Origin of the sequence: Paenibacillus violae, assembly GCF_032461945.1 — a bacterium.
Classification (GTDB): domain Bacteria; phylum Bacillota; class Bacilli; order Paenibacillales; family NBRC-103111; genus Paenibacillus_E; species Paenibacillus_E violae.
Map to the genome: position 1 here is coordinate 581535 of NZ_JAWCUD010000002.1, position 26199 is coordinate 607733.

Annotated in this window: 27 protein-coding genes; 1 reads left to right on the forward strand and 26 read right to left on the reverse strand. The window is 43.4% G+C overall.

The features are described 5' to 3' along the window. Positions 1-23 precede the first annotated feature (23 nt). From fliY to RQP52_RS09735, 26 genes are all read right to left on the reverse strand, one after another. Complete coding sequence (gene fliY / locus RQP52_RS09610) at positions 24-1298, reverse strand: flagellar motor switch phosphatase FliY (RefSeq protein ID WP_315951083.1); 1275 nt, start codon at positions 1296-1298, stop codon at positions 24-26. After that, on the reverse strand, positions 1288-2286 hold the full coding sequence (gene fliM, locus RQP52_RS09615; protein WP_127451064.1) for a flagellar motor switch protein FliM: 999 nt from the start codon (positions 2284-2286) through the stop codon (positions 1288-1290). The genes fliY and fliM overlap by 11 nt, the downstream gene beginning before the upstream one ends. A 36-nt stretch (positions 2287-2322) precedes the next feature. Continuing rightward, positions 2323-2808 (reverse strand): flagellar basal body-associated FliL family protein, encoded by a 486-nt coding sequence (locus RQP52_RS09620; protein ID WP_315951084.1) that lies wholly within the window; start codon positions 2806-2808, stop codon positions 2323-2325. After that, the gene (locus RQP52_RS09625; protein WP_127451068.1) at positions 2809-3030 is read right to left on the reverse strand and encodes a flagellar FlbD family protein; all 222 of its coding nucleotides are present in this window, start codon (positions 3028-3030) and stop codon (positions 2809-2811) included. Between the two features lie 60 nt (positions 3031-3090). After that, entirely contained in the window at positions 3091-3912 is an 822-nt protein-coding gene (flgG, locus tag RQP52_RS09630) for a flagellar basal body rod protein FlgG (protein ID WP_315951085.1), read from the reverse strand. Between the two features lie 92 nt (positions 3913-4004). Then, positions 4005-4400, reverse strand: coding sequence for a TIGR02530 family flagellar biosynthesis protein (locus RQP52_RS09635; RefSeq protein WP_315951087.1), 396 nt, complete (start codon positions 4398-4400; stop codon positions 4005-4007). Then, a complete protein-coding gene (locus tag RQP52_RS09640) occupies positions 4397-4840 on the reverse strand; it encodes a flagellar hook capping FlgD N-terminal domain-containing protein (protein WP_315951089.1) in 444 nt (147 codons plus the stop codon). The genes RQP52_RS09635 and RQP52_RS09640 overlap by 4 nt, the downstream gene beginning before the upstream one ends. A gap of 35 nt (positions 4841-4875) precedes the next feature. Continuing rightward, positions 4876-6312, reverse strand: a complete 1437-nt coding sequence (locus RQP52_RS09645) for a flagellar hook-length control protein FliK (protein ID WP_315951091.1) — start codon at positions 6310-6312, stop codon at positions 4876-4878. 36 nt (positions 6313-6348) lie between these two features. Continuing rightward, a complete protein-coding gene (locus RQP52_RS09650) occupies positions 6349-7263 on the reverse strand; it encodes a MotE family protein (RefSeq protein ID WP_315951092.1) in 915 nt (304 codons plus the stop codon). 24 nt (positions 7264-7287) lie between these two features. After that, entirely contained in the window at positions 7288-7731 is a 444-nt protein-coding gene (fliJ, locus tag RQP52_RS09655; protein WP_315951093.1) for a flagellar export protein FliJ, read from the reverse strand. Between the two features lie 9 nt (positions 7732-7740). Continuing rightward, positions 7741-9066: a flagellar protein export ATPase FliI gene (gene fliI, locus RQP52_RS09660; RefSeq protein ID WP_315951094.1), complete on the reverse strand. Its 1326-nt coding sequence runs from the start codon at positions 9064-9066 to the stop codon at positions 7741-7743. Next, entirely contained in the window at positions 9063-9887 is an 825-nt protein-coding gene (locus RQP52_RS09665; protein WP_315951095.1) for a FliH/SctL family protein, read from the reverse strand. Before RQP52_RS09665 ends, fliI begins: the two co-directional genes overlap by 4 nt. Further along, the gene (gene fliG / locus RQP52_RS09670; protein ID WP_127451086.1) at positions 9880-10896 is read right to left on the reverse strand and encodes a flagellar motor switch protein FliG; all 1017 of its coding nucleotides are present in this window, start codon (positions 10894-10896) and stop codon (positions 9880-9882) included. Before fliG ends, RQP52_RS09665 begins: the two co-directional genes overlap by 8 nt. Before the next feature lie 12 nt (positions 10897-10908). Continuing rightward, positions 10909-12492, reverse strand: a complete 1584-nt coding sequence (gene fliF / locus RQP52_RS09675; RefSeq protein WP_315951098.1) for a flagellar basal-body MS-ring/collar protein FliF — start codon at positions 12490-12492, stop codon at positions 10909-10911. A 43-nt stretch (positions 12493-12535) separates the two neighbouring features. Beyond that, complete coding sequence (gene fliE, locus RQP52_RS09680; RefSeq protein WP_315951100.1) at positions 12536-12844, reverse strand: flagellar hook-basal body complex protein FliE; 309 nt, start codon at positions 12842-12844, stop codon at positions 12536-12538. A gap of 19 nt (positions 12845-12863) precedes the next feature. After that, entirely contained in the window at positions 12864-13313 is a 450-nt protein-coding gene (gene flgC / locus RQP52_RS09685) for a flagellar basal body rod protein FlgC (protein ID WP_315951101.1), read from the reverse strand. Positions 13314-13319: 6 nt separating this feature from the next. Next, on the reverse strand, positions 13320-13727 hold the full coding sequence (gene flgB / locus RQP52_RS09690) for a flagellar basal body rod protein FlgB (RefSeq protein WP_127451094.1): 408 nt from the start codon (positions 13725-13727) through the stop codon (positions 13320-13322). A 225-nt stretch (positions 13728-13952) separates the two neighbouring features. Continuing rightward, on the reverse strand, positions 13953-14738 hold the full coding sequence (codY, locus tag RQP52_RS09695) for a GTP-sensing pleiotropic transcriptional regulator CodY (RefSeq protein ID WP_127451096.1): 786 nt from the start codon (positions 14736-14738) through the stop codon (positions 13953-13955). 38 nt (positions 14739-14776) lie between these two features. After that, the gene (gene hslU / locus RQP52_RS09700; protein WP_315951104.1) at positions 14777-16174 is read right to left on the reverse strand and encodes an ATP-dependent protease ATPase subunit HslU; all 1398 of its coding nucleotides are present in this window, start codon (positions 16172-16174) and stop codon (positions 14777-14779) included. A 39-nt stretch (positions 16175-16213) separates the two neighbouring features. Beyond that, entirely contained in the window at positions 16214-16768 is a 555-nt protein-coding gene (hslV, locus tag RQP52_RS09705) for an ATP-dependent protease subunit HslV (RefSeq protein WP_127451100.1), read from the reverse strand. A 198-nt stretch (positions 16769-16966) separates the two neighbouring features. Continuing rightward, entirely contained in the window at positions 16967-18283 is a 1317-nt protein-coding gene (gene trmFO, locus RQP52_RS09710) for an FADH(2)-oxidizing methylenetetrahydrofolate--tRNA-(uracil(54)-C(5))-methyltransferase TrmFO (RefSeq protein ID WP_315951106.1), read from the reverse strand. Between the two features lie 12 nt (positions 18284-18295). Next, complete coding sequence (gene topA / locus RQP52_RS09715; RefSeq protein WP_315951108.1) at positions 18296-20398, reverse strand: type I DNA topoisomerase; 2103 nt, start codon at positions 20396-20398, stop codon at positions 18296-18298. A 69-nt stretch (positions 20399-20467) separates the two neighbouring features. After that, positions 20468-21559, reverse strand: coding sequence for a DNA-processing protein DprA (gene dprA, locus RQP52_RS09720; protein WP_315951110.1), 1092 nt, complete (start codon positions 21557-21559; stop codon positions 20468-20470). 115 nt (positions 21560-21674) lie between these two features. Next, positions 21675-22607, reverse strand: coding sequence for a succinate--CoA ligase subunit alpha (gene sucD / locus RQP52_RS09725; protein WP_127451108.1), 933 nt, complete (start codon positions 22605-22607; stop codon positions 21675-21677). 49 nt (positions 22608-22656) lie between these two features. Then, complete coding sequence (sucC, locus tag RQP52_RS09730) at positions 22657-23817, reverse strand: ADP-forming succinate--CoA ligase subunit beta (RefSeq protein WP_315951113.1); 1161 nt, start codon at positions 23815-23817, stop codon at positions 22657-22659. A gap of 325 nt (positions 23818-24142) precedes the next feature. Then, positions 24143-24400, reverse strand: a complete 258-nt coding sequence (locus RQP52_RS09735) for a hypothetical protein (protein WP_127451112.1) — start codon at positions 24398-24400, stop codon at positions 24143-24145. A gap of 191 nt (positions 24401-24591) precedes the next feature. Between RQP52_RS09735 and RQP52_RS09740 the strand changes: the two genes are divergently transcribed. Beyond that, positions 24592-26163 (forward strand): YifB family Mg chelatase-like AAA ATPase, encoded by a 1572-nt coding sequence (locus RQP52_RS09740; protein WP_315951114.1) that lies wholly within the window; start codon positions 24592-24594, stop codon positions 26161-26163. Positions 26164-26199 lie beyond the last annotated feature (36 nt).

Here is a 26199-nt window from a genome sequence, read left to right on the forward strand (position 1 = left end):
AATAAAGTCCCCCTAAGATTAAATTATTGTAACTTTTGAATTCGTTCCCACTGGTTCACAATGTCGGTTACACGAACTCCGAAGTTTTCATCGATGACAACGACTTCGCCCTTGGCAATCAGCTTATTGTTAACTAAGATGTCTACCGGTTCACCTGCCAGTTTATCCAATTCGATAATCGATCCCTGGGAGAGTTCCAAGATGTCTTTAATCACCTTGTGTGTTCTGCCTAACTCTACTGTTACCTTAAGCGGTATATCCAGTAGTAAATTCAGGTTCGTATCATCCGTATGCCCTAATCCACCTGATTGTAAATTTCCAAACTGAACAGGTTGGACATTGACATTGCGATTTGGCATCCCTCCGTAAGAAGCAGGTGGCTGCTGGTACATAGGTTGCTGCGGCGGATACATCGGCTGCCCCATTGGCGGCTGCATTGGTGGTTGCATAGGCTGTTGGTACATAGGTTGTTCATACACTGGCTGCTGTTGTTGATACATAGGTTGCTCATACATAGGTTGAGCAGCTGCAGGGGGCGGTGTATGTACTTCCTGCATAGGCGAAGGCGCCGGCGCTTGTGCAGCAGGTGCAGCTTCCATTGAAGACTCAGAATCGCCACCCATGAGGATCGATACCATTTCTTTGGCAAAAGGAACAGGTAATAATTGCATGATATTAGAATCAATAAGGTCGCCAATGATAAGTCGGAACGATATCTTTATAAATACGTCCTCGTCGGGTAGTTTTCCTTCTCCTTTCGACAAATTTAATATGTCGATTCCTGGAGGTGAGATATTGACAAATCGATTAAATATGGTAGACATGGATGTTGCTGAAGATCCCATCATTTGATTCATCGCTTCTTGCACGGCACTAATATGAATTTCGCTTAGATGTTCATCTCCGCCAGTACCGTCTCCACCCATCATTAAGTCAGCAATGACTTGGGCATCGCGCGTTTTGATCACTAACAAGTTAATGCCATCGAAGCCATCCACATAGTTTACATGTACAGCCACATGTGGTTTCGGAAATTGCTCTTGCAATTCATCTTTACTGATAATCGATACCTTTGGCGTCGTGATGTCGACTTTTTTACCAAGCAAGGTAGAAAGAGCTGTAGCTGCACTGCCAAATGTGATGTTACCAATTTCACCTAGTGCGTCTTGCTCTAAGGAAGATAAAAAATCTTCAACTTGAGGAGACCCATGAAAAGAAGAGGCTGAACTATCGTCCGAAGACTGTCTCAACAAAGCATCGATCTCTTCCTGGGACAAATAATCTCTATTATTCGTCATAATCTTCTTCTCCTTCATTTACGATATCTGTAATTTGAACAGCCATCTTTCCTTTTAAGGTACCAGGGCTACCGAGATATTTCAGCTTCTCGCCCACTTTGACTTGAAGCGATTCTTCGACGGATTTTTGCAGCGGGATCACATCGCCGACCGTTAAGCCTAAGAAATCTCGAATTGAAATTTCGGACGAACCCAATTCTGCAATAAGGGGTAGCTTGGTTTTTTCCAAGCGGGATTGAAGTGCTTCCACTTCTTCAGGTGCTCTCGTCTTCTTCTGTGAAACAAACCAGTGATGCACAGAAAGTCGAGGCATGATCGGTTCGATGACCACATGCGGTATGCATAAATTAATCATCCCTGTCGTATCACCAATTTTGGTACTCAATGAGATCAATGCGATCGTTTCATTGGGAGAAACAATCTGCATAAACTGTGGATTTGTTTCAAGTGCCTCTAATCTAGGCTGAATATCAATAACAGTTTTCCATGCCTCTTGCAGGCTGTCGAAAGCCCGGCTAAAAATACGTTCCATTACAATGGTTTCAATCTCAGTTAAAGCATTAATCTTCGTAGGAGTTGTACCTGCACCACCTAGCAAACGATCTAACATCGCAAACGCAACATTGGGATGCACTTCAAGTACCATCCGACCCTCTAAAGGCTCCGCTTCAAAGATGTTCAAAATGGTCATTTTCGGGATCGAACGAATAAATTCATCGTAAGGCAATTGTTCAACCTGAACCACACTAATTTGTACAAATGTACGTAGCTGCGCTGAGAAATAAGTGGTTAGGAACCGCGCAAAGTTTTCGTGAATTCGAGTCAAACTTCGAATATGGTCCTTGGAGAAGCGCACAGCTCTTTTAAAATCATAAGCCCTTACTTTCTTCTGCGTCTCTTCTTTTTTGAGTTCATCCGCATCCATTTCGCCAGAGGACAATGCCGCCAACAAGGCATCGATCTCATTTTGCGACAAAACATCAACCATTAGAGTCACCTCCTTTTAGCAAAATCAATAGCAGATTTATTGAAGCACTTTATCAGTTATCCAAATTTGCTTTATTTTACCTTCGTGCAGCAGTGGGTTTAATTTGTTCATCAACGTAGCCGTTAAACTATCCGACCCTTTGCTTCCTTCGATTTGATCCTTTGTTAAATCTCCCAGGGTTTGAACGATCGTCCCTTTCACAGCAGAATCCAACAAACTGTCAAATTCCGTTTTGCCTTTAGAGTTTTCCAACTCGAACGCGAAACTAATTTTAATGAAATTTTGGCTGCCTGATAAATTGGTCAAAATATCTTTGATGATTGCCGTGTTCGCCTTAACCGCTTCAGCAGAAGGTGCTTTTGTCGGTTTCACACTTGCTACAGCATCTTGTGCTTGGACCGCAGGATCTTTGGATTGATTACTCTTTTCCATAAAATTCCACAAAACGAATGCAGCGGTCAAAATTAATGTGATAGCAATTAAAATCGATACGATCAGTATGAAAATTTTATTCTTAAACAATTACGAACCCTCCGCATCCCTTGACATAATCGTCGCTCGTACTGAGCCAATTTCCTGCATGTAGGTCCGCACTAAGCTTACCACGACCTCTGCCTTTTCAAGAACTGTGATCTTCTTCCCTGTCGTCAAAGTAATCATGGTGTCTGGCGTCTCTTCAATCAATTCAATCAAAATAGCATTAAGGATGATGGCTTTACCGTTTAAACGAGTGAGAGAAATCATGCTTCTCCTCCTGCATCAGGATAAGGGGAGACTAGCTCCCCTCTGTCATTTCAATGAAAATTAACGTTTAAGATTTACGACCTCTTGAAGCACTTCATCCGAAGTTGTGATAATACGGGAGTTTGCTTGGAATCCACGTTGAGCGATAATCATCTCAGTGAACTCCCCAGTCAAATCAACGTTGGACATTTCTAGTTGCCCAGAAATCAGTGTTCCTGTTCCCGTTTCTGTGTTACCAGGAGCCCCAACCTCAATCGCACCTTCTGGATTAGCATTCGCTGTCATACGATACAGATTGCCGCCAATTTTCTCAAGACCAGATGGGTTAACAACTTTGATGACGCCAATTTTTTGGCCAGTTGCAACCGTTGCACCTGTCGTGTCAACACCGATAATATCGCCGTTTTGAGAGATTGAGAACGATACGATATTATCCGGAATCACGATCGGACCAGCGCCATCAGCTCCCATGACATGAAGGCCCTCAGCATTCACCAAGTTTCTAGTTGGGTCTAATGTAAAGTTGCCGGATCTCGTCAAATATGGAGCATCTGTTTGATCTGTAGTCCCTACTGCAAAAAATCCATCGCCATTAATGCGTAAATCTGTAGGAACGTTCGTTGTCATGGCACTGCCAGGTGTATGTACGGTGTCTATTGAAGCCACGCTTACACCTAATCCAACTTGCTGAGCATTCACGCCGCCACGGTTCTCATCAGCAGCACTAACGCCAGAAATAGTTTGGCTAAGAATGTCTTTAAACATAACACGGCTTCCTTTAAATCCGATGGTGTTTACATTTGCGATATTATTACCGATAACATCTAATTTCGTTTGAAAACCACGCATACCTGAAACACCAGAGTATAAAGATCTTAACATCTTACTAGCCTCCTAATCGGATTAAAATAACGTGAATCATGAGCTGCTTCCTTCGCTCCACAGCTCCAGGCTTCCTGCGCGGTCGAGCCCGTTTATGTAGATATAATAATTGCACTGTCTATCTGTGTAAAAACATGTTCATTCATCGCGTTCCCGTCAAGCGCCGTAACAACAGTTCGGTTAGGAACATTGACAATCAATGCATTTCCGCCTAAAACCATCAGTGCATCCTTAGCGCCTTTTGCTGCTACCTTATCAATCGCTTTGCTAAGACTATCCAGTTGCTCCGGCTTCAGTTGAATGCCTCGCTCTTTCAGTCTAACTTCTGCATGATGACTGAAACGAACAAATTGCTCCTGAAGTAGTTTTTGAAATGTAGGATTCCCGGATGCAGATGTGGATACCGGTTGCTGTAAAGTTGTTCGTCTCGTAGACGCAGGAGAAACCGCATTAGGATAAAGCTGCCCTATGGATATTCTCTCTGTCATTTGGTTTCTCCGGTATCCTCAATTTTCTTGAGTTTATCCAGAGAAATTTCCACTCCCTTCACATTGGCAAATTGATTGCCGTCCTTGAACGTGATGGAATCAACAACGCCCGACTTTTCAACAGTCGCTCCGGTGGAGTCCGTATCATCCCAAGTGATCGATTTCCCAATCAACCCAGAAACAAAACCTAATGATTGACGCATCAGTTTCATCTCACCAGCCATATTGGTCAATTGCTCAACGGAAGTGAACTGTGCCATCTGGGCAATGAACTCTTTATCTTGTAATGGTTGTGTTGGGTCTTGATTCTGAAGTTGGGTAATTAAGATTTTAAGAAAATCGTCTTTACCTAACGTGTTGTTATCTTTTTCTTTCGTTTTCGCATTTTTCCCAGTATTGATTAAATCTGTAACGTTGCCTACGACGGGGTTTGTATCCATACTTTCACCTCCAACTGCATTAAATGGACTCACATTTAGGCAGTTACATCAAAGGAATTACCATGTATTGCCGGTTTAACTTGCACGTTAGCATCAATCTCTTGCTCAAAATCAAGGGATTCAACCTCAAAACCGCCAGAATTGTTCTTATTTTGACGTTGAGATTGGCCAAAAGCTTGCTGCTGACGATGTTCCTGGAACATGCTGGATTGCATATTTGGGCTTTGCGTAACTTCAAGCTTTTCTACTTGCAAACCTTGCGTTAGAAGAGCTTGTCTCAACTGCGGCAGCTGATTTTCCAGCATCTGCTTAGCTGCTGCGGATTCCGCAGCAAACTGTGCAATTAGCTGGCCATCATGCATCGATATTTTCACATCAATGTGCCCCAGATTTTTTGGAAACAACGATAACTTAGCTTCGGAGAAACCGTCTGCGAGTGTTATTTTCATGTTCTTAAGAACATGCTCCGTCATTTCTTCAGCGAAATTAGCCGCATTCATCGTTGGAACTACGGTCTTGTCAACAATGGTCTGTGACTGTTGCGTTCTCTGCAAATCACCGATCGTAACCACTGAGCTAGTAGTCGTTTCAGGTTCAGTTGGCAGATCTACGAGATTAGGCAGCGTATCTCCCGATGTAGAAGATGCATCCACCTGCGCGGTTAAGAAACCACTTTTCAGAGCAAGAAGCTCTAATTTTGACTTTGCTGGTTGTGCAATCGTCACCGAGTTTGTCATATCAACGTTCTGATCTGATGTTTTCTTGCTACTAAACTTGTGATGATTTGGCTTATCAGTAGAAGTGACTTCCTTCTTACCTGGATGCAACAAACCTTCCATTGCTTCAGCAGCGTTCTCTGTACTAGCAGCCTCTGAAGTTTGTCCCTTCAAGTTCGCCACCAATTCTGGTAATAGTGGTTGAATGACGTTTTGTAGATCTTGATTCAGAAACTTCACAACCGGATTGTCAGGCTGCTGCTTTGACAGGGAAGCTAATGCTAGCAGCGTATTTTGAGCTTGCAGGCTTGAAACTTCAGTTGCTTGAAGCTTTAGCGTACTTGGAAGAGTAACCAATGGAGTTGATTGAGCTCCACTTAGCGTTTGTAGAAGTTGCTCAGCTTCTTCAAACCATTGCTGAACCTTTGGATCCTGCAATAATTGCTCAGCAAGCGCTGGATTACTGTTCATAGCCTCCAAAACGACTTCAGAAAGTGGCTGATCTTCTGTTTTTGCATCCTGCACAGCAGTCCCTTGCAGAGGTGCTACCAGACTCTGAAGCATTTGCAACAGCATGTTCAGAGAAAGTGCTGTGTCAGTTGGGTTCGCCTCAGTCTTTGCCGTGCTATCTTGAGACAATTGACCGTCCAAAACTTGATTAAAACCGTCCTTAGAAGTAGTCCCTGTTGCTCCAGCCTTATTCGTCGAAGTTGAAGCAGAGTTTGCAGTAGGTGTTGTCTGTATTTGTACATCCATCTTATTTATTCACCTCCCTCCTAAGTTCAACGTCGGTTACTGAACAAGCTTAGCTGAAATTGCAGCAGCGATTTCTTTATTCGCATCGGACAACGCCGACATCACTTTGGAACGGGAAGCATTATCCATGCCACTCAGGATGGCCAATACTTTGTCGGGATTTGATTTATTCATTTCAATTAGCACGTTTGAAGCACTTTTGGGAGTCATGTTAGCAAATGTCTGACCTAAATCCGACTTGCTGACAGATGTCGTCGCTTTTGCTGTGCTTGCTCCATTCGTTGCTAATCTTTCTTGTAAAGCGGCAATCTCTTTATCCCTTACAGGTGTAACGTCTTTAAGTCCCATGGAAGCTTCTGCTGCTTTCGTTGCATCCATTTTCTCCAGGATCGCTCCGCGGCTGTCCGCTTTCATCATGGAGAAGATCAGCACCATTTCTTTAGGTGTAAGTGCTTCAATGATTGGAGCCGCCTTGCTCGGTGTCATTTTTGCATACATATTGGCAAGCTGTGTGATTTGATTCGTGTACTCTTCTTCTGTTTGCGTCTTGTCTTTCAGCTTTTCTTCCAGTTCCGTTATCTTTGCGCTTGCATCTTTGAGTGATTGATCCTTCGTCTCCGTTGTTGATTCAGCTTTCTGCAAAGCGGACTGAAGTTCCGCCAATTTGGCATTCAACTTCGTAATCTCATCATCCTTGGTTTTGATGCTTTGTTCAGGAGTTGTCTCTTTACCAGTTCCGCTTACAACACTTTTTTCTTTGGGCGCAGGAACAATTGCTCCAATCACCGGAGTGTTATGCAACGCTTTCTGAATACTGCTCTTGATATCATAATCAAAGATCGACAGTAATACGAAAAGCAAGACAGCCGTAAACACAAAGGGGATGACAAACCATATCAGAAACCGCTCCAGCGCACTATAAGATGCACCTTCCATGCTTGTATCGGCCATCTCCTTGTTCCTCCTTTACCTTCCTCAATACGAGAGTCGTTTGAACCGGTTTGTAGCCATTTCATCCAGAGCGTCCTGCTCTTTTTTGGCAACAAAGGATTGAAATTGGCCGAATGCCTTTTCCCTAGCTTTCGACCACACCTTCTCATCGATCATTCTTTCCGATAGATGTTCCTGCTTTTTGAGTACGACACGCTTAGCTTGTTGAACATCCTGATGTTTACGCGCAATTTGCTGATCAACATGGTTCATATAAGATTGGAGCATGAGCATCTTTGAAATAGATACTGAATTGCAAGAGGCTTTCACCATTTCCTGATGCAAGTTCTCTTTTTCTTCAAATAATCCATGTAAATTCGTTTCTTCGTTCCGTAATTGGCCCATTGCCTCAGATAAAATCCATTCCGCCTGTGTTCGTTCATTGTTTTTTAAATCGACAATTTGCTGGAAAGAATAACGAAATTGCATTTAGGACCCTCATCCCTTATAAAATTCGTGAATCAATCGTTCTTGAGCTTCTTCATAGGTCAGTTTTTCACTCGTTTTTTGCTTGATGAAATCCCATATGGCTTCAATATGATCCATGGCAACATCAATATTTAGATTAGAACCTTTTTGGTACGCCCCGATATTGATTAGGTCTTCCGAATCTTTATATATAGAGAGAAGTCGCTTTAAGTGATCAGCAGCTTCCATATGTTCAGAAGGCACGATTTCTTTCATTACACGGCTTACGCTGGACAGAACGTCAATAGCAGGGTAATGACCCTTATTGGCAATGCTGCGGTTTAGAACAATATGACCGTCGAGGATCCCTCGGACCGCATCAGCAATTGGCTCGTTCATATCATCACCGTCTACTAGCACTGTATAAAAGGCAGTAATGGATCCTTTCGGCCCGGTACCAGATCGCTCAAGTAACCGTGGCAGCATCGCAAAAACCGAAGGCGTATAGCCTCGCGTTGCCGGAGGTTCCCCTACAGCAAGGCCAACTTCACGCTGTGCCATTGCAAAGCGAGTGACGGAGTCCATCATCATCATGACATTTAGACCGCGATCACGAAAATACTCAGCGATGCTTGTTGCTATCATTGCTCCTTTGATACGTATAAGCGCAGGCTGATCAGATGTTGCAACGATAACGACTGATCTTGCTAGCCCTTCGGGACCTAGATCTCTTTCGATAAAATCCAAGACCTCTCTGCCCCGCTCACCGATAAGTGCAATGACGTTAACATCTGCAGCTGTATTACGGGCAATCATTCCCATCAGCGTACTTTTACCAACACCAGACCCTGCAAAAATACCAACGCGCTGACCTTTGCCAATAGTCAATAATCCATCAATGCATCGAACTCCTACAGATATTGGATTCAACACTCTCGGCCTCGTTAGCGGGTTGCCCGGCGCATTATTCGTAGAATATTGAGCCATTCTTGAAGGCAAGAACGAACCATCCAATGGTTGTCCTAATCCGTCCAGCACTTTACCAAGAAGTTCATGGCCTACTTGAACAGTAAGTGGTTTTCCTGTACCAACAACATCGCAACCAGGTCCAATAGAGTCCAAATCGCCTAGTGGCATCAACACGACTTTATTGCTGCGAAAACCAACGACTTCCGCCTTCAATGGCTTATTGGATTTATGCGGGTAAATATAGCAGAGGTCGCCAATGCTCACATCCGGACCTTCCGACTCAACCGTCAATCCAATCACTTGTGTTACTTTTCCATTAACACGAATAGGGTCGATGGCATGCAAATGTTCTTTGTATTTATCTACTTTTGGTAGCGCGCTGCTCATGATCCTGTACCCTCACTTTGAGTGGCCAACTGTTGCAGAGCTGATTTAATTTCTTTCAGCTGCGTATCGATGCGTGCATCAATACTTCCAAATGAAGAACGAATCACACATCCACGATCTTGCACCGTAGAGTCAGGTATAATTTGCAATTCAGCCTGTGAATCAATAGAAGTTAGCAACTCTTCACGCGCATCCTGAATGTAAGCGAATTGTGAAGGAGATACGCATAAAGCAATGATCCCTTTTTCGCGTCTGCGCGACAGAACGGTTTGAATTAACTCAACAACCCATTCCGGATTTAAGGTTAACTGTTTGCCAATGATTTTCTCTGCTATGGATGTGCTTAGTTCGATTAGGAATGGCTCAGATTCCTGAATGATCTGCTGTTTAAGTTTGTAGGATTGCTCCAGAATACTTTGTGCTTCCGTTAGCATTTCACTGTATTCCTGTCTAAGCGCTTCTTCAGCTTGAGCAATTCCTTGTTGGTAGCCTTCTTCAAAACCAGCCTGCCTGGATAAAGTGACATGCTCTTCATCTTCTGCACGACGTGTTTGCCACCAAGCATTAATTTCTTCTTGCGTTTGTTCACGGAGCGCTGTGCATTCCTGCATAGCCTGGTGAATCTGCTCATTGGCAAAAGCTTCAGCATCTTGAAGAATTTGATCTTTCAAATTCGTCGCTTCCGTTATTTCCTGCTGTTGTTCGGGAGTTAGCTGATTACCCGCATCAAGATCTCCATTCAAGTGAAATGGCGAGATCGTTTCAACCAATTTCTTATCATCTACAGCATAATAAGCAAATGATTTAATGATATTAGACAATAATATCGTCTCCTCCACCACGTGCAATGATGATTTCACCCGATTCCTCTAGGCGGCGGATTGTAGCAACAATTCTCGTTTGTGCTTCTTCAACGTCACGCAAACGAACAGGACCCATAAATTCCATTTCTTCTTTAAACGTCTCTGCCATCCGTTTGGACATGTTTTTGAATAGAACATCACGCACTTCTTCACTCGCAACTTTGAGCGCAAGTTGTAAATCAGCATTTTCAATATCACGAATAATTCGCTGTATAGAGCGATTATCAATATTAACGATATCTTCGAAGACAAACATCCGTTTCTTGATTTCTTCGGCCAGTTCAGGATCTTGAATTTCCAGAGAATCAAGGATGGTACGCTCCGTCCCCCTATCAACACCATTCAAAATCTGAACGATAGATGCAATGCCTCCAGCATTTGTGTAATCCTGTGTAACAGTAGACGAAAGTTTTTGTTCCAGTACACGCTCTACCTGACTGATCACTTCTGGAGAAGTGCTGTCCATCAAGGCAATACGTTTTGCAACATCGGCTTGTTTTTCTTGCGGCAACGAGGACAAGATGATAGACGCTTGATCCGCTTGCAAATAGGACAAAACTAGCGCAATGGTTTGTGAATTTTCATTTTGAATAAAGTTAAGAATTTGAGCAGGATCCGCTTTTCTGGCAAAGTCAAAAGGTCTCACCTGTAAGGTGGCTGTCAGACGGTTAATGATATCGAGTGCTTTCTGAGAACCAAGCGCTTTCTCCAAGATATCCTTAGCGTAAGCAATACCTCCTTGTGAAATGAATTCTTGGGCAAGACAGATCTGATGAAACTCAGAGAGAATCGCTTCTTTTTCAAAAGAATCTACTTTCCTTACATTTGCAATTTCCAGTGTTAGCTGCTCAATCTCTTCTTCTCGTAAATGTTTAAATATTTGAGCAGACACCTCAGGGCCTAAACTGATCAAAAGAATGGCTGCCTTTTGTCGTCCGGTTAACCCGTTTACAGCAGCTTTGGCCATACAAGTGCACCTCTATTCGTCTACTAACCAAGTCCGAAGCAGATTGACAAAGTCTTCTGGCCGCTTTTTCGCAAGAGTTTCTAACTGCTTACGCACTTGATTGTCATTAGTTACATTTTCAATATCAATCGTTGGAAGTTCCGCTTTATTCGCTGCAATGTTCAGATCTTGTTCCATTAATTGTTGTGCAGCTTTTCTACGTTTTCTAATTGCAAAACCAGCAATCGCACCAATCGCTAGCGCCGCTAGAGCCAATCCAGCATAAGTTAAGTACGTTGTTGTTTTCGAAGCAAATGTATCTGCTGGCCGTGCAAAAGTATGAGCAAGAACTGTAACTTTTTTCTGCAATTCATCGTCAGTATATGTAACCTTATTATCTGCCAGTGCAGTCCTCACAATATTTACCAAAGCGGTTTGCACAGCAGTTTTAGTCTCTGCAGTCAAAGAAGTCGGATCATCTTTAACCGGCGGTTCAATTCCGACATTAATGCTCAAATCTTTCACTACATACGGTGTAGCCACGATGTCATTCGTAATCCGATTCACTTCGTAATTTACAGTCTTCGAGTTTTTCTCGCTGTTCGATTTACCGGAATTTGATGCCCCTGGGTAACCGGGCACATCCGTCGTACCAGTACCAGGAACACCGCCTGTATCTGCACCGTTATTTTGATAAGACTCGGTTGCTTCTTGCAGGGAAATTTCCAGTCCTTTTTGATCCACTTGATTTGGTGCAGAGACGAGCTGTTCTTTACTCTTCTTCTGATCAAAGTTCATGGTAGAGAAAACACTGACATTTACTTTATCGCGACCAAACATCGTTCCTAGCATGTTCATAATATTTTTCTGCAGATCTTTTTGAAACTTATCGTTAATATCGGACTGGCTTGTCACTAAGCTCGAGGAGGACTGGCCACCTGATTTGGAAGAAACTAAGCTTTGCCCATACTGATCTGAGATCGTGATATTCTCAACAGGAAGATTTTTGATACTGTGTGAAACCAAGTTATAGATCGTATCGATTTTGCCTTGATCTAGTGTGTAACCTTGTTTCATTTGAAGAACAACTGATGCTGTTGCTTTCTCTTCCTGCTGTTGCAAGAAAGGTCCATCCTCAGGAAGTGAAATAAGAACCTTCGAACCCGATATGGCTTGATTCGAGTTAATAAGCTGCTGCAACTCACCTTGAATCGCATTTAAGTATTTCACTTTAAACTCGTTATCTGTGATACCAAATGAACTACTGTTGCTAAAAGCACCGAATCCTAGAGAACCATTTTTGTTTAAACCTTGTGACTCTACACCGAGTTTCACATTCGCTACTTCATTTGTAGGTACTTCGATGCTTTTACCATCAGCACTAAGTTTGTATGGAATTTTAGCTGTATCTAGGTAACCTTTGATCGCAGCCGCGTCGCTTGGCTGAAGTTCGGTAAATGCTAAGGAATATTCCGTCTTAGATAAATTAACACTGATAATTGCGGCCGTAAGAATCAAAAGGGCAACCGTTGCGATAAATGTTATTTTTGTTGTTCTACTATATCGATTCCAATACTGTTTTACTTTTTCCCAGTACTGGAGGAGATTCTCGTTCACTCCGTCACCCCATCGAACCAAAGTTTTAGCAGCATTTGGTTAATTACAGCTGCATTCTCATCATTTCTTGGTAAGCTTCAAGGACTTTATTTCTAACTTGCACCGTAAGTTCCAGACCTAACGATGCTTTCTCGGAAGCAATCGTGAGCTGATGAACGTCTGAAAGCTCTCCTTTAATGAAACTTTGATTCAACTGATCAACTTGTTGTTGTTGGGCATTTAAATTCGTCATCGCATCATTCAGAAATGAGCCGAATTGTTTCCCAAGGTCAGCAGCACCTTCACCAGAGTTGTCTTTGGGTTGAACCGAGCTCATAATATTTATTGGACTATAGCTGATTTTGTCAATCATGCTGCAACCTCCCGATTAATTATCTACCGATCTCTAATGCCTTTGTAATCATTGATTTACTTGCATTAAGCGCGGTAACGTTAGCTTCATAAGATCTTGTGGCTGAAATCATATCAACCATCTCTTTAAGCACATCAACATTGGGCATGTAAACAAATCCATTTGCATCTGCATCAGGATGTGTAGGGTTATATACTTGTTTGAGCGGCGACTGATCCTCGAAGATTTTGTTAACTCGTACTCCTTCGCCTGTTCCATCTGCCATAGCCGATTGCAAAGACTGTGCGAAGCTCGGTTGTGATTTTGTTTCAAATGCAACTAACTTTCTCGTGTAGGGTACCCATTTCCCGTCTACAAACTTAGCACGTGTTGTATCCGCATTAGCAATATTTGATGAGACGACATCCATTCTCAAACGTTGCGCAGTCAGTGCTGATGAGCTGATGTCAAATCCGCTAGTAAGCCTCATTTGTTATTACTTCCCCCCTAATACTGTGCGCATTTTTTTAAACTCACTGTTCATTTGCTGAATCATTGTATTGTATTTCAGTTGGTTTTTAGCCATTAAAGACATTTCATAGTCCATATCGACATTGTTCATGTTGTTGTTAATCGCTGTCGATTCATCGGTTTTAATTTCTGAATTCGGTAAATTTGTCGATTTGCCTATAAAGAAATGCTTAGGGTTTGTCCGATAACCTTCTATAGAGGGCGTTGATGAATTCATTTCACCTTGCAATAACTCTTCAAACAATACGTCTGAACGCTTAAAGTAAGGTGTGTCCACATTGGCAACGTTGTTCGCTACCACTTTTTGTCTGAGAGTCGAAGCATCAAGCGAACGCTCCATCAAGTTCCAACTGGGTTTGTCCAACAAAGACATGCACGTTACCCCCTTTCAATAGAGTATTCGACACTATACTTCCACACAGAAAGTATGTATTCCTTCTTATTTCGACATTATTTTCACAAAATAATTAGAAAAAGTTTCCTGTTGTAGAATTTTGTAAGTTTATTACCTTCCTAATCATCTAAGATATTCGCTTAAGTTACAATAAGAAAAAAGCCCTATCTTTTTTAGCAGACAGGGCTTTTCAATCGTGCCAAGCTATAGTTTTGTTTTTATCTGTTCGATGCTTTGTATTAATTGTTCATTTAAGATTCGGATATAAGTGCCCTTCATACCAAGCGAGCGTGTCTCTATAACTCCGGCACTTTCCAGCTTACGAAGTGCATTCACGATAACAGAACGCGTAATTCCAACGCGATCAGCGATTTTACTCGCGACCAAAAGCCCTTCTTTGCCATCCAATTCCTCGAAAATATGCTCTACAGCTTCCATTTCGCTAAAGGATAAAGAGCCTATTGCCACTTGAACGACAGCTTTACTTCTTGCTTCTTCTTCGATCTCTTCCGCTCTTTCTCTCAATATCTCCATAGCGATTACTGTCGAACCATATTCAGCTAATATTAAGTCATCATCAATAAACAGGCTTTCATTACGACTTAAGATTAATGTCCCTAATCGATCACCACCACCGATAATAGGAACCAGCGTCGTGTGTGTATAAGGGAACATGTCTTTCATTTGTTCTGTGTAGTAATAGTACGGGCTGCTTGGTTCAGACGTCGACGTCGTTTCCTCTATCTTCAATAGAAGATTATTGGATTCAGACGGAAATCTGCGTTCCAACAAAATCGCCTGATTCATTTCAGATGAAACAGGATCATTGGTCGTAGCATAACCTAGAATCTTCCCTTTACGACTGACGACATATATATTCGCAATAACAATATCACGAAGAACTTCAGCCATATCCATAAAGCTAACCGCATTCCCTGCTTCCTTTTGCAGCAATCGATTTAGCCTTCTTGTTTTGTTTAATAAACTCATGTAACTGCCTCCTACTTACGTAACCCTGCAATCGCTCATTATAAAATGTATTGACTCAAATCTCTATTCTGAACAATACCGCTCAGCTTTTCGCGCACATATTCCGGATTGATGATGAAAGATTCCAATGTAAGCTCAGGGGCTTCAAAGGAAAGATCCTCAAGCAATTTTTCCAAGATTGTATGCAAGCGACGTGCTCCGATATTTTCCGTATTCTGATTGACCTCGACCGCAATTCGAGCAATTTCATGAATAGCTTCCTCAGCAAATTCAACTGTTATACCTTCTGTTTGCAACAACGCCGTGTACTGTTTCGTCAGCGCATTTTTGGGCTCTTGTAGAATAGAAACAAAGTCTTCAAGCGTTAAATCACTCAGTTCTACCCGAATCGGAAAACGCCCTTGAAGCTCTGGGATCAAATCCGAAGGTTTTGCAATATGGAAAGCTCCAGCACCAATAAATAAAACATAATCGGTTTTCACAGGTCCATATTTGGTTACAACGGTAGAACCTTCTACGATCGGGAGAATATCGCGCTGTACGCCTTCGCGTGAAATATCCGGACCACTTCCGCCGCGGGAGCTGCTTGCTACTTTGTCGATTTCATCAATAAATATGATACCCGACTGCTCAGCGCGGTGAATGGATTCTTGAATAACATCGTCCATGTCAATCAATTTCTGTGCTTCCTCTTGAGTCAGAACTTTTCTTGCTTCCTTCACTGGAAGCTTGCGTTTCTTCATCTTTTTCGGCATCAGGCTACCAAACATTTCCTGCATATTCATGCCGGCTTGCTCGTTTCCTTGCCCTGCTAACATATCCAGCATGGAAGGTGAAGAGTCTTCGACTTCGATCTCTACAATCTCGTTCTCTAATTTACCACTAGTCAATTGTTCGGCGATTTGAGCCCTTTTCGATGAGAGATTTGGATCCGGCGCACTCTCTTCCTGTTCGGGTTGATTTTGGCCCCCAAACAACATTTCAAACGGATTACGCTGCGTTTTGGTGCGCGAAGGACTTGGAGCCAGCAAAGAAACAATTCGCTCATTCGCTAATTTCTCTGCGCGGTCTTTGACTGCTTCCATGCGTTCCGATTTAACCATACGAATAGAGGTTTCAATTAAATCCCTTACCATCGATTCGACGTCACGGCCAACGTAACCTACCTCTGTAAATTTGGTTGCCTCCACTTTAATAAAAGGGGCTCCAACCAATTTTGCCAGTCTGCGTGCAATCTCAGTTTTACCTACACCTGTTGGTCCAATCATCAGAATATTTTTGGGAACAATCTCATCCCGCATGGCTTCATCCACCAGATTTCTCCGATAACGATTCCGCAAAGCAATAGCAACCGATTTCTTCGCTTTCTTCTGACCTACAATGTATCGATCTAATTCCTGTACAATTTGTTTAGGTGTTAGGGAGCTGTTTGCCATTCGGGTACCCTCCTAAAAAAGTGCGTAATCAATTCTGATTTACTCGATTTCTTCGACAATAATATTATGATTCGTGAACACGCAAATTTCAGCAGCTGTTGTAAGAGCAGCATGTGCAATCTCTTTGGCACTTAGCGATGGTGCATGACGATGTAGTGCCCTACCAGCCGCCAATGCGAAACTTCCGCCAGAACCAATCGCCAGAATGCCATCATCCGGTTCAATAATCTCCCCATTGCCTGAGAGAAGCAATAAGCCGGTAGCATCCATAACAATCATCATTGCTTCTAATCGACGTAATACGCGGTCTTGACGCCAATCCTTCGTGAGTTCGACTGCAGCACGTTGTAAATTGCCATGATGTTCTTCGAGCTTGCCTTCAAACTTCTCAAAAAGGGTAATCGCATCAGCTACTGATCCTGCAAAACCTGCGATCACTTTCCCTCTATGTAAACGCCTCACCTTTTTGGCACTGCTCTTCATAATCATACTGTTGCCAAATGTAACCTGGCCATCTCCGGCAATTGCACCTTTACCTTGATGACGAATGGCAAAAATAGTTGTCGCATGGAATTGCGCCTGACTGGCATCCATCTCTTCTCACCCCTCTAATGGAATCATACACCGGAAAAACAAAATCTTGACTTGGTTTCGACCTAATAAAAAGAGATAAACCTCTAGCGAGGTCAATTTCACAATTAAGACCGCATCTAGAGGTAAATGTATGAGAAAACGAATGAATAATAATTCAAAACATAATTATAGTAACACAGTGAATAGTGTGATTACAACCTATTCAGTAATTGTTTTCGAAAAATTCTGAATACTCTCAATTGCTCGGTTAGCCAACTTCTCGTACTTTTCTTTTTTGTTCCGAATCCGTTCCGGAAGTTGTGGAAGTAATCCGAAATTGGCATTCATCGGTTGAAAATGTTTAAAGTCAGCTGTCGTAATGTAATGAGCCATGCTGCCTAATGTTGTTTCTTCTGGAAGCACCAAGCATGGTTGCCCCTTTGCCAATCGACCGGCATTAAGCCCAGCGATTAACCCGGACGCAGCAGATTCCACATAACCTTCAACGCCTGTCATTTGTCCTGCAAAAAACAGATTCTCACGACACTTGTATTGGTACGTCGGTTCAAGAAGCTTCGGCGAATTAATAAATGTGTTACGATGCATCACGCCATAACGGACGAATTCCGCTTCTTCCAAACCAGGAATCAAAGACAGAACTCGTTTTTGCTCGCCCCACTTCAAATGGGTTTGGAATCCAACCAAATTGTACAAGGTTCCCGCGGCATTATCTTGGCGAAGCTGTACGACGGCGTGCGGCAGTTTTCCGGTGTGCGGGTTAATCAATCCAACCGGCTTCATTGGCCCGAATAACACTGTCTGTTTACCACGCTTAGCCATGACCTCTAACGGCATACATCCTTCGAAGTAGATCTCTTTTTCAAATTCCTTAAGCTCTGCTACCTCAGCCGTAATTAAGGCTTCATAGAAAACATTAAATTCCTCTTCCGTCATCGGACAATTGAGGTAAGCTGCCTCGCCTTTGTCGTAACGAGAAGCCAAGTAAACTTTATTCATATCAATGGAATCTTTCTCTACAATCGGTGCTGCCGCATCGTAGAAGTACAAGTATTCCTCACCCATTAGTTCCTTCAGTTGGGCAGATAAATCTGGGGAAGTTAACGGACCAGAGGCTACTACAGTGATGCCTTCCGGCAAAACCTGCACTTCCTCGTTGATAACTTCAATGAGCGGATGGTTCCGTAACGTTTGGGTAACGGCTTGGGAGAACCCATCACGGTCAACGGCTAAGGCTCCACCTGCCGGTACCGCGTGCTTGTCGGCGCAGGAGAGAATCAAGGAGTCCATTCGTCTCATCTCTTCTTTCAGTACGCCAACTGCATTCGTTAAGCCATTGGATCTAAGGGAGTTGCTGCACACCAGTTCAGCGAATTGATCTGTAATGTGAGCTGGTGTTTTACGGACATTACGCATTTCGTATAAAGTAACAGGCACACCTTGACGTGCAATCTGCCAAGCTGCTTCACTTCCAGCGAGTCCTGCACCGATGACTGTTACTCTTGGGTATTCTGGCAAAATCGGACACCTCTAATCTTTCATATCTTCGTTCTGATCTTCATTTACTTCTTCTTTATGGTCGCAATTCGTACATTGAATACTAAGGCCGTTCTTGCTTCTTTTCTCGATCATCATTGAGCTGCAAACCGGACAAGGCTTGTTAACCGGCTTATCCCATGAGACAAAATCACATGTTGGATATTGATCACAGCCATAGAAAACTCTGCCCTTCTTACTTCTGCGCTCTACTATCTTGCCTGCGTGGCAGCTTGGGCATGTGACACCGATATCTTTGATGATCGGCTTCGTATTCCGGCATTCCGGGAATCCGGAACAAGCCAGGAATTTGCCGAAGCGTCCCATTTTATAGACAAGGTGTCTGCCGCATTTCTCGCAAATCTCATCAGACACTTCATCCTGAATCTCAATTTCCTTCATTTCTTCTTCGGCAAATTCAAGCCGTTTCTCAAAGGAAGTATAGAAAGTATCCAGGACTCTTACCCAATCCTCTTTGCCTTCTTCTACAAAATCAAGTTCCTCTTCCATATGCGCTGTGAACTCAATATCGAGAATTTCAGGAAAGAACTCTTGCATCAATTGGATAACTAGTTCGCCTAACTCGGTAGGAACGAATTTTTTTTCTTCGATCGCAACGTAACCGCGCTTCTGAATCGTCTCCAGCGTCGGTGCGTACGTACTTGGTCGACCAATGCCCATTTCCTCTAGGGCTCTCACTAAACGGGCTTCCGTATACCGTGGAGGCGGTTGAGTAAAGTGTTGTTTGGGGTCAATGCTTTGTTTCTCCAAAACATCGCCTTTCGATAATGGCGGAAGCAATTTATCCTCTTCCGTCGTCCCATCATCATTGCTTTCAACATAAACCTTCATAAAACCCGCAAACTTCATTTTGGAGCCGTTCGCCCGGAATACCGTGTCACCTGCGGTCAAATCGATGGTCATCGTATCCAAGATGGCGGATGACATTTGACTGGCAACAAAACGATCCCATACGAGTTTGTATAGACGATATTGATCTCTGCTTAGGAATTCTTTCAATTGTTCAGGTTCGCGGAGCACTGAGGTAGGCCTGATTCCTTCATGCGCGTCTTGTGCATTTGCATTTTTTTTCGTGTAAACACGCGGTGTTTCCGGATAAAACGCTGCACCATATTTGGTTAAAATAAACTCTCTGGCTTCTTCTTGGGCGACAGGTGAAATCCTTGTTGAATCCGTACGCATGTACGTGATTAAACCGACTGTACCTTCTTTCCCCAAGTCTATTCCTTCATATAATTGCTGCGCGACAGACATCGTCTTAGACGCCCGGAAGTTTAATTTACGTGCCGCTTCTTGCTGCATGGAGCTTGTAATGAAAGGTGGAGACGGGTTACGCCCGCGCTCTTTCTCTTTCACTTCTTTCACGGTAAACTTCCCGTTGCCCATTGCGGCCAGAATTTCGTTAACATCCTCTTGCGAATGCAGTTCCTTTTTCTCGCCGTTTATGCTGTGGTACTTCGCTTCGAATCCTGTTTTTCCCGCATCCAACAGCGCTGTAATGGACCAGTACTCTTCAGGCTCGAAGGCTTTGATCTCATTCTCTCGATCTTGAATCAGTTTAACCGCTACGGACTGTACTCGGCCTGCCGATAAACCTTTCTTCACTTTTTTCCAAAGTAAAGGGCTTATTTTATAACCTACAAGTCGATCCAATATTCGTCTGGCCTGTTGAGCATTAACAAGATCCTGATTGATGCGGCGAGGCGTTTTGAAAGCATCCTTCACAGCATCCTTCGTAATCTCATTAAATACAACTCGGCAAAGCTCATCTGAACCAACATCCAAATAATGCGCTAAATGCCAGGCAATCGCTTCACCCTCACGATCCGGGTCAGCCGCCAGATATATTTTTTTCACTTTTTTACTAGCATCTTTTAATTCTTTTAATATAGAACCTTTACCACGGATAGTTATGTATTTAGGCTCAAAGTTACGATCTACTTCTACGCCAATTTGGCTTTTCGGAAGGTCGCGAATATGACCCATCGAGGCTTTTACGATAAATTTGCTGCCTAAATACTTGCCGATGGTTTTGGCTTTAGCTGGTGACTCAACAATGACTAATGAATCTGCCATGATCGTCCTTCCTCCCCTCTTAATTTCAAGGTTAAGTCTATTGGCGAGAAGAAAAACTTCTTGAATAGCCTATGCTTGGATGTAGGTAGAACCTGGAAGCTGTTTAATCGCCTTTTTCAATAGTAAAGATAACAGAACTGCATGCAAATGTCCAAACGTAAATTGTCCGTCCTCCATTAGGGCATCAATTGAAATGGGTTCATTCGACAACTTACGGAATATTTCGCCTTCCTCTTCCGAAAGTGAAAATAATGTCAACGGCTTATTTAGAGCACGTTTTTCATCTGAACTTATCATATAGTTGTAATCGTCTACAATCTCTTCCACACGTGTAACTAACTTAGCGCCATCCTTTAAAAGCCTATGAACACCGCTGCTTACACGCGAATGAATGGGTCCCGGAATAGCGAACACATCCCGCGACTCGTCGAGAGCAAACTCTACCGTTATCAACGATCCGCTGTCCTCAGCTGCTTCAACAACCGTAACGCCAAGCGACAATCCCGCAATAATGCGGTTTCGCTGCGGAAACATACCAGGCTTCATCCCTGTACCAATAGGGTATTCAGAAATGATAACTCCTTCTTGCTCAATATTTCGAAATAGTAAAGCATTCTCACGCGGATAGATCTGATTGATAGCGCAACCAAGAACTGCTACCGTCTTTGACTTTCCTTGTAAGGCGCCGATATGCGCTTTACTGTCAATTCCTCTAGCCAGCCCGCTCACAATACCGAATCCAGCACGTGAAAGTGCCGCTGCCCATTCCTCTGCAATCTTTTTCCCATACAGCGTGGGTGTACGGGTACCAACCATTCCCAAGAGTCGTCCATTCAGTATGGCTGATTTACCTTTCACATATAAAACCCAAGGGGGCTGCGCAATTTCTTTCAATATCTGAGGGTACTCCTCATCCAGTATCGTTAGGATCTGAATGGATTGCTTCATATATAATTGAAGTCTTTCCTCAATGAAGGCATGAGTAAATCGGGAGGAAATTCGCTCAGCTACAGAAGCACGAATACCTTGAGCCGAGATTTCCGCTGCGGAGAGCTCAAACAAAACTTGCAGGTCTGGAAACCGGTTAACGAGCTGAAGCATGGTTTTCCAGCCGACCCCTTCAAGTTCATGAAGGCCAAATAAAATGATTCGATTATCCATTAGTATATACACTCCTTACTCGAATGACAAATCTTTGCAAAGCTAGAAAAACAAAAAACCTTCCAAATCCCTGTTTAAGGGAGATGGAAGGTTGCTTACCTTCAAAAAAACGAGGCTATTTTTTTGTGATAACTTTGTCAAGCATTCCTTTTTCTTCAAGCACGCTAACTAGCGTTGAACCCATTTCAGATGGCGTAGCCGCTACGCGGATTCCGCATCTTTCCATTGTTGCAACTTTCTCAGCTGCCGTACCTTTACCGCCGGAAATAATCGCACCGGCATGGCCCATACGTTTTCCTGGAGGCGCAGTTTTACCACCGATGAAACCGACTACCGGTTTCGTCATGTTGGCAGCAACCCACTCAGCCGCTTCTTCTTCTGCTGTTCCACCGATCTCACCGATCATGATAACAGCATAAGTGTCAGGATCTTCATTGAAACGTTTGAGGATATCGATAAACTCGGAACCTTTAACAGGGTCTCCACCGATACCAACAGCGGAAGATTGTCCAATACCGCGAGTTGTCAATTGGTGAACCGCTTCGTAAGTTAGTGTTCCGGAACGGGAAACAACACCTACGTGACCTGGCGTGTGGATATAACCAGGCATGATACCGATTTTGCACTCGCCTGGCGTGATAACGCCTGGGCAGTTTGGTCCAATTAGAACGGTTCTCTTGCCTTCCATGTAACGTTTCACGTTAACCATGTCAAGAACAGGAATACCTTCTGTGATACAGATAACGAGATCAAGATCAGCGTCAACCGCTTCGATAATGGATTCTGCTGCAAAAGCAGGTGGTACATAAATAACGGATGCTGTTGCACCAGTTGCATTTTTAGCTTCGATTACTGTGTTAAAAACCGGAAGTTGAACAAGCTCACCGTTTTCCAGTGTGATGTCTACTTTTGTTCCGCCTTTACCTGGGGTTACGCCACCAACCATTTGTGTGCCGTATTCAAGACCGCCTTTGGTATGAAACAAACCCGTAGCGCCGGTAATCCCTTGAGTAATGACTTTTGTATGTTTATTGACCAAAATACTCATGATCTTTTGTTCACATCCCCTATATTATTTAAAACCGCACGGGTTTAATTTATTTCACAAGTGCAACGATTTTTTGAGCGCCGTCTGCCATGGAGTCAGCGGCAACAATGTTCAGGCCGGATTCGTTAAGAATCTTTTTACCAAGTTCCACGTTTGTTCCTTCAAGACGAACAACAAGCGGACGGGAAAGACCAAGTTCTCTAGCAGCAGCAACAACGCCGTCAGCGATTACGTCACAACGCATGATACCGCCGAAGATGTTAACGAAAATCCCTTTAACTTGCTCATCGGACAAGATGATTTTGAATGCTTCTGTAACTTTCTCTTTCGTAGCACCGCCCCCTACGTCAAGGAAGTTAGCAGGGTCTCCGCCGTAGTGCTTGATGATGTCCATAGTAGCCATCGCAAGTCCTGCGCCGTTAACCATACAACCGATATTACCGTCAAGAGCAATGTAGCTCAAATCATATTTGGAAGCTTGAATTTCTTTCGCATCTTCCTCTTCAAGGTCACGAAGATCAACGATATCTTTGTGACGGAAAAGAGCGTTAGAATCGAAGTTCAATTTAGCGTCAAGAGCCATAACGTCGCCGGAACCCGTAACAACCAATGGGTTGATTTCAGCGATGGAGCAATCTTTTTCTACGAACGCTTTGTAAAGCGCAAGCATGAATTTAACTGCTTTGTTAACCAGTTCGTTAGGAATGTTGATGGAGTATGCAAGTCTACGAGCTTGGAAAGCTTGAAGACCGATCGCAGGATCTACAACTTCTTTGAAAATTTTCTCAGGAGAATGCTCAGCAACCTCCTCAATTTCCGTTCCGCCTTCTTCAGAAGCCATCAAAACGACGCTACCTGTCGCACGGTCAACAACAACACCAACATAATATTCTTTTTTAATGTCACAACCTTCTTCGATCAAAAGGCGTTTAACTTCTTTACCTTCAGGACCTGTTTGGTGAGTGACAAGCACTTTGCCAAGAATTTCGCTAGCATATGTACGAACTTCGTCGAGGTTTTTAGCTACCTTAACGCCGCCTGCTTTACCGCGACCTCCGGCATGAATTTGCGCCTTAACTACGACGACGGATGTTCCGAGTTCTTTTGCAGCTGCAACAGCTTCATCTACGGTGAAAGCAACTTTCCCGTTAGGAACGCTGACTCCGTACTGTCTCAGGACTTCTTTGCCTTGGTACTCATGGATATTCATTTCCTAAAATCCTCCTATCAGTATGGACTTTCTATACGTGCTATACAGGGGAAAAAGTGTAATTTCCTATGTTTGTTGTGCACGAAATAAATCTTGCTGCCGGAATTAGTATCACACTTCTTCACAAGCCCTAACCATTGTATCACTAATTTTCGACAGTTTCCTTATTTTTTTCGTTAATCCATTCAAATTTTCCTTTCACTCTGAAAAACTTTAGCTATCACTTGCGACCATCAAGCGCCCACATCTGTGTTTAAATGACAAAAATGTTCATAAAAAAGACGTATTTCTCAAAACTTGAAAAATACGTCTACCTCTTTATTTGTCAATAATGGGGCGTTGTCGGAGTATTCATTCGCGGTTCGCGCTCCGCTTGTTTGATAAATCTCATCTCATTACCGGTAAAGCTGCAAACAAGACATTGAATCATCGGTTCTTCCTCAGGAATCGCATCAGGATCATTGAATTCCGTTATGTTACCGGATAGAGCATCTTTCAGAAACGGCTGCGCATAGCTGGTAATTACACTGAATTTAATACGATTAGAACGGCAGTTTGGACAAAAATATGGCTTCTCCTGCATATCATCACCTCATCTTCCAGTATGTGCATATAGACATTATTTAAAACGCTTTAAAAGCATTTATGGATTGCGTAATTTTTCCATTTTATATACAATAGAGGAAATTAAACGGATCAATAAGGAAGCACCTTTTATCCTCATGAACAGTAGTTAACCTGCTGCTCTACTAAGGAGAGGAAGGTGTTTATTGTATGTACGGCAAAGTTTGGAGTGCTTGTTTGCAAGGGATTGAAGGAAAAACAATCGAGGTAGAGGTTGATATCTCCAGTGGGTTACCTCAGATGAACTTAGTGGGACTTCCGGATTCCGCCATCCGTGAATCTGTGGAAAGAGTTCGTACGTCTATCAAAAATTGCGGATTCACGTTCCCGATGGATCGAATCACGGTGAATCTAGCGCCAGCAGACTTGCGCAAAGAGGGCTCCTCTTTCGATTTGGCTATTGCAGTTGCTATTTTACTAACGACAGGTCAGGTCAGTAGTGAATTTTTACACAAGACCTTATTTTTAGGCGAATTAGCCTTGGATGGCTCACTCCGGCCTGTTCCGGGCGTGTTATCCATGACGCATGCAGCAAAAAAGCTAGGCATCAACCGAGTCTGCGTCCCTCTCTCCAATGCTTCTGAAGCTGCACTAATTGACGGCATGGATGTTTGTGGAATAATAAATCTCTCAGATTTTAGAAATTGGAATCGGCAATCTCATCAAGAGTATTTATTTAATAGTAATACGAGCATTCAGAATGGATTTTCGAGAATTTCCTCAATAACCCATCATGATGTCGAAGATTACGCCGATGTCAACGGGCAGCACCAAGTCAAACGAGCAATGATGATAGCTGCTGCAGGCATGCATAATATCCTATTAATCGGCCCTCCTGGAACCGGAAAAACGATGTTGGTAAAGCGCATGCCTTCCATTTTACCCCCCATGTCGGATCATGAAGCACTGGAAGTCACCAAAATTTACAGCGCCTCAGGCAAGCTCATAGATCGCTCCTCGCTAATGCGCAGTCGATCATTTCGAGCTCCACACCACACCATATCGGCCGCAGGGCTGGTTGGAGGTGGAACGATACCGAAACCAGGCGAAGTCAGTTTAGCTCACCGTGGAATTCTGTTTCTGGACGAGCTGCCGGAGTTTACACGAAATGCACTGGAAGTTCTTAGACAACCACTGGAAGAGCGCTCTGTTACAATAGCTAGAGCACGAGCCGTGTATACATTTCCTTCGCAATTTATATTAGCTGCTGCTATGAATCCTTGCCCCTGCGGTTATTACGGAGCAGAAAATGAAGCAAATGCCTGTATTTGCTCGCACGCAAAAATCGTTCAATACCGTTCCAAAATATCCGGCCCTCTCCTGGATCGCATCGATCTCCATGTGGAGGTGCCTAAACCGAGTTATGCTCAGCTGAAGGAGCACACAATCAATAATCCTTTATCATCCACGGAAATGTTGGCGAGAGTATTAATTGCCCACCAGCGACAGCAAGAGCGCTATGCAGGCACTGGCATTCAGCATAATAATGAATTAAGCGGAACTCGGATGAGACAAATTTGCCATCTGACAGCTGAGGGAGAGCAGCTGCTGAGCGCATCCTTTGAGGCTCTTGGACTAAGCGCTAGAGCCCATGACCGCATTCTTCGCTTAGCTTTAACGATTGCAGACTTAGAGGAGAGTGATCGTATTCTGTCCCATCACTTGGCTGAGGCCATTCAATACCGGAATCTCGATAAGCAGCAAAAAGAGCAAGAAGGATGACACAAATAAGAGCCTTTTGAGCCCGTTCGTCTTATC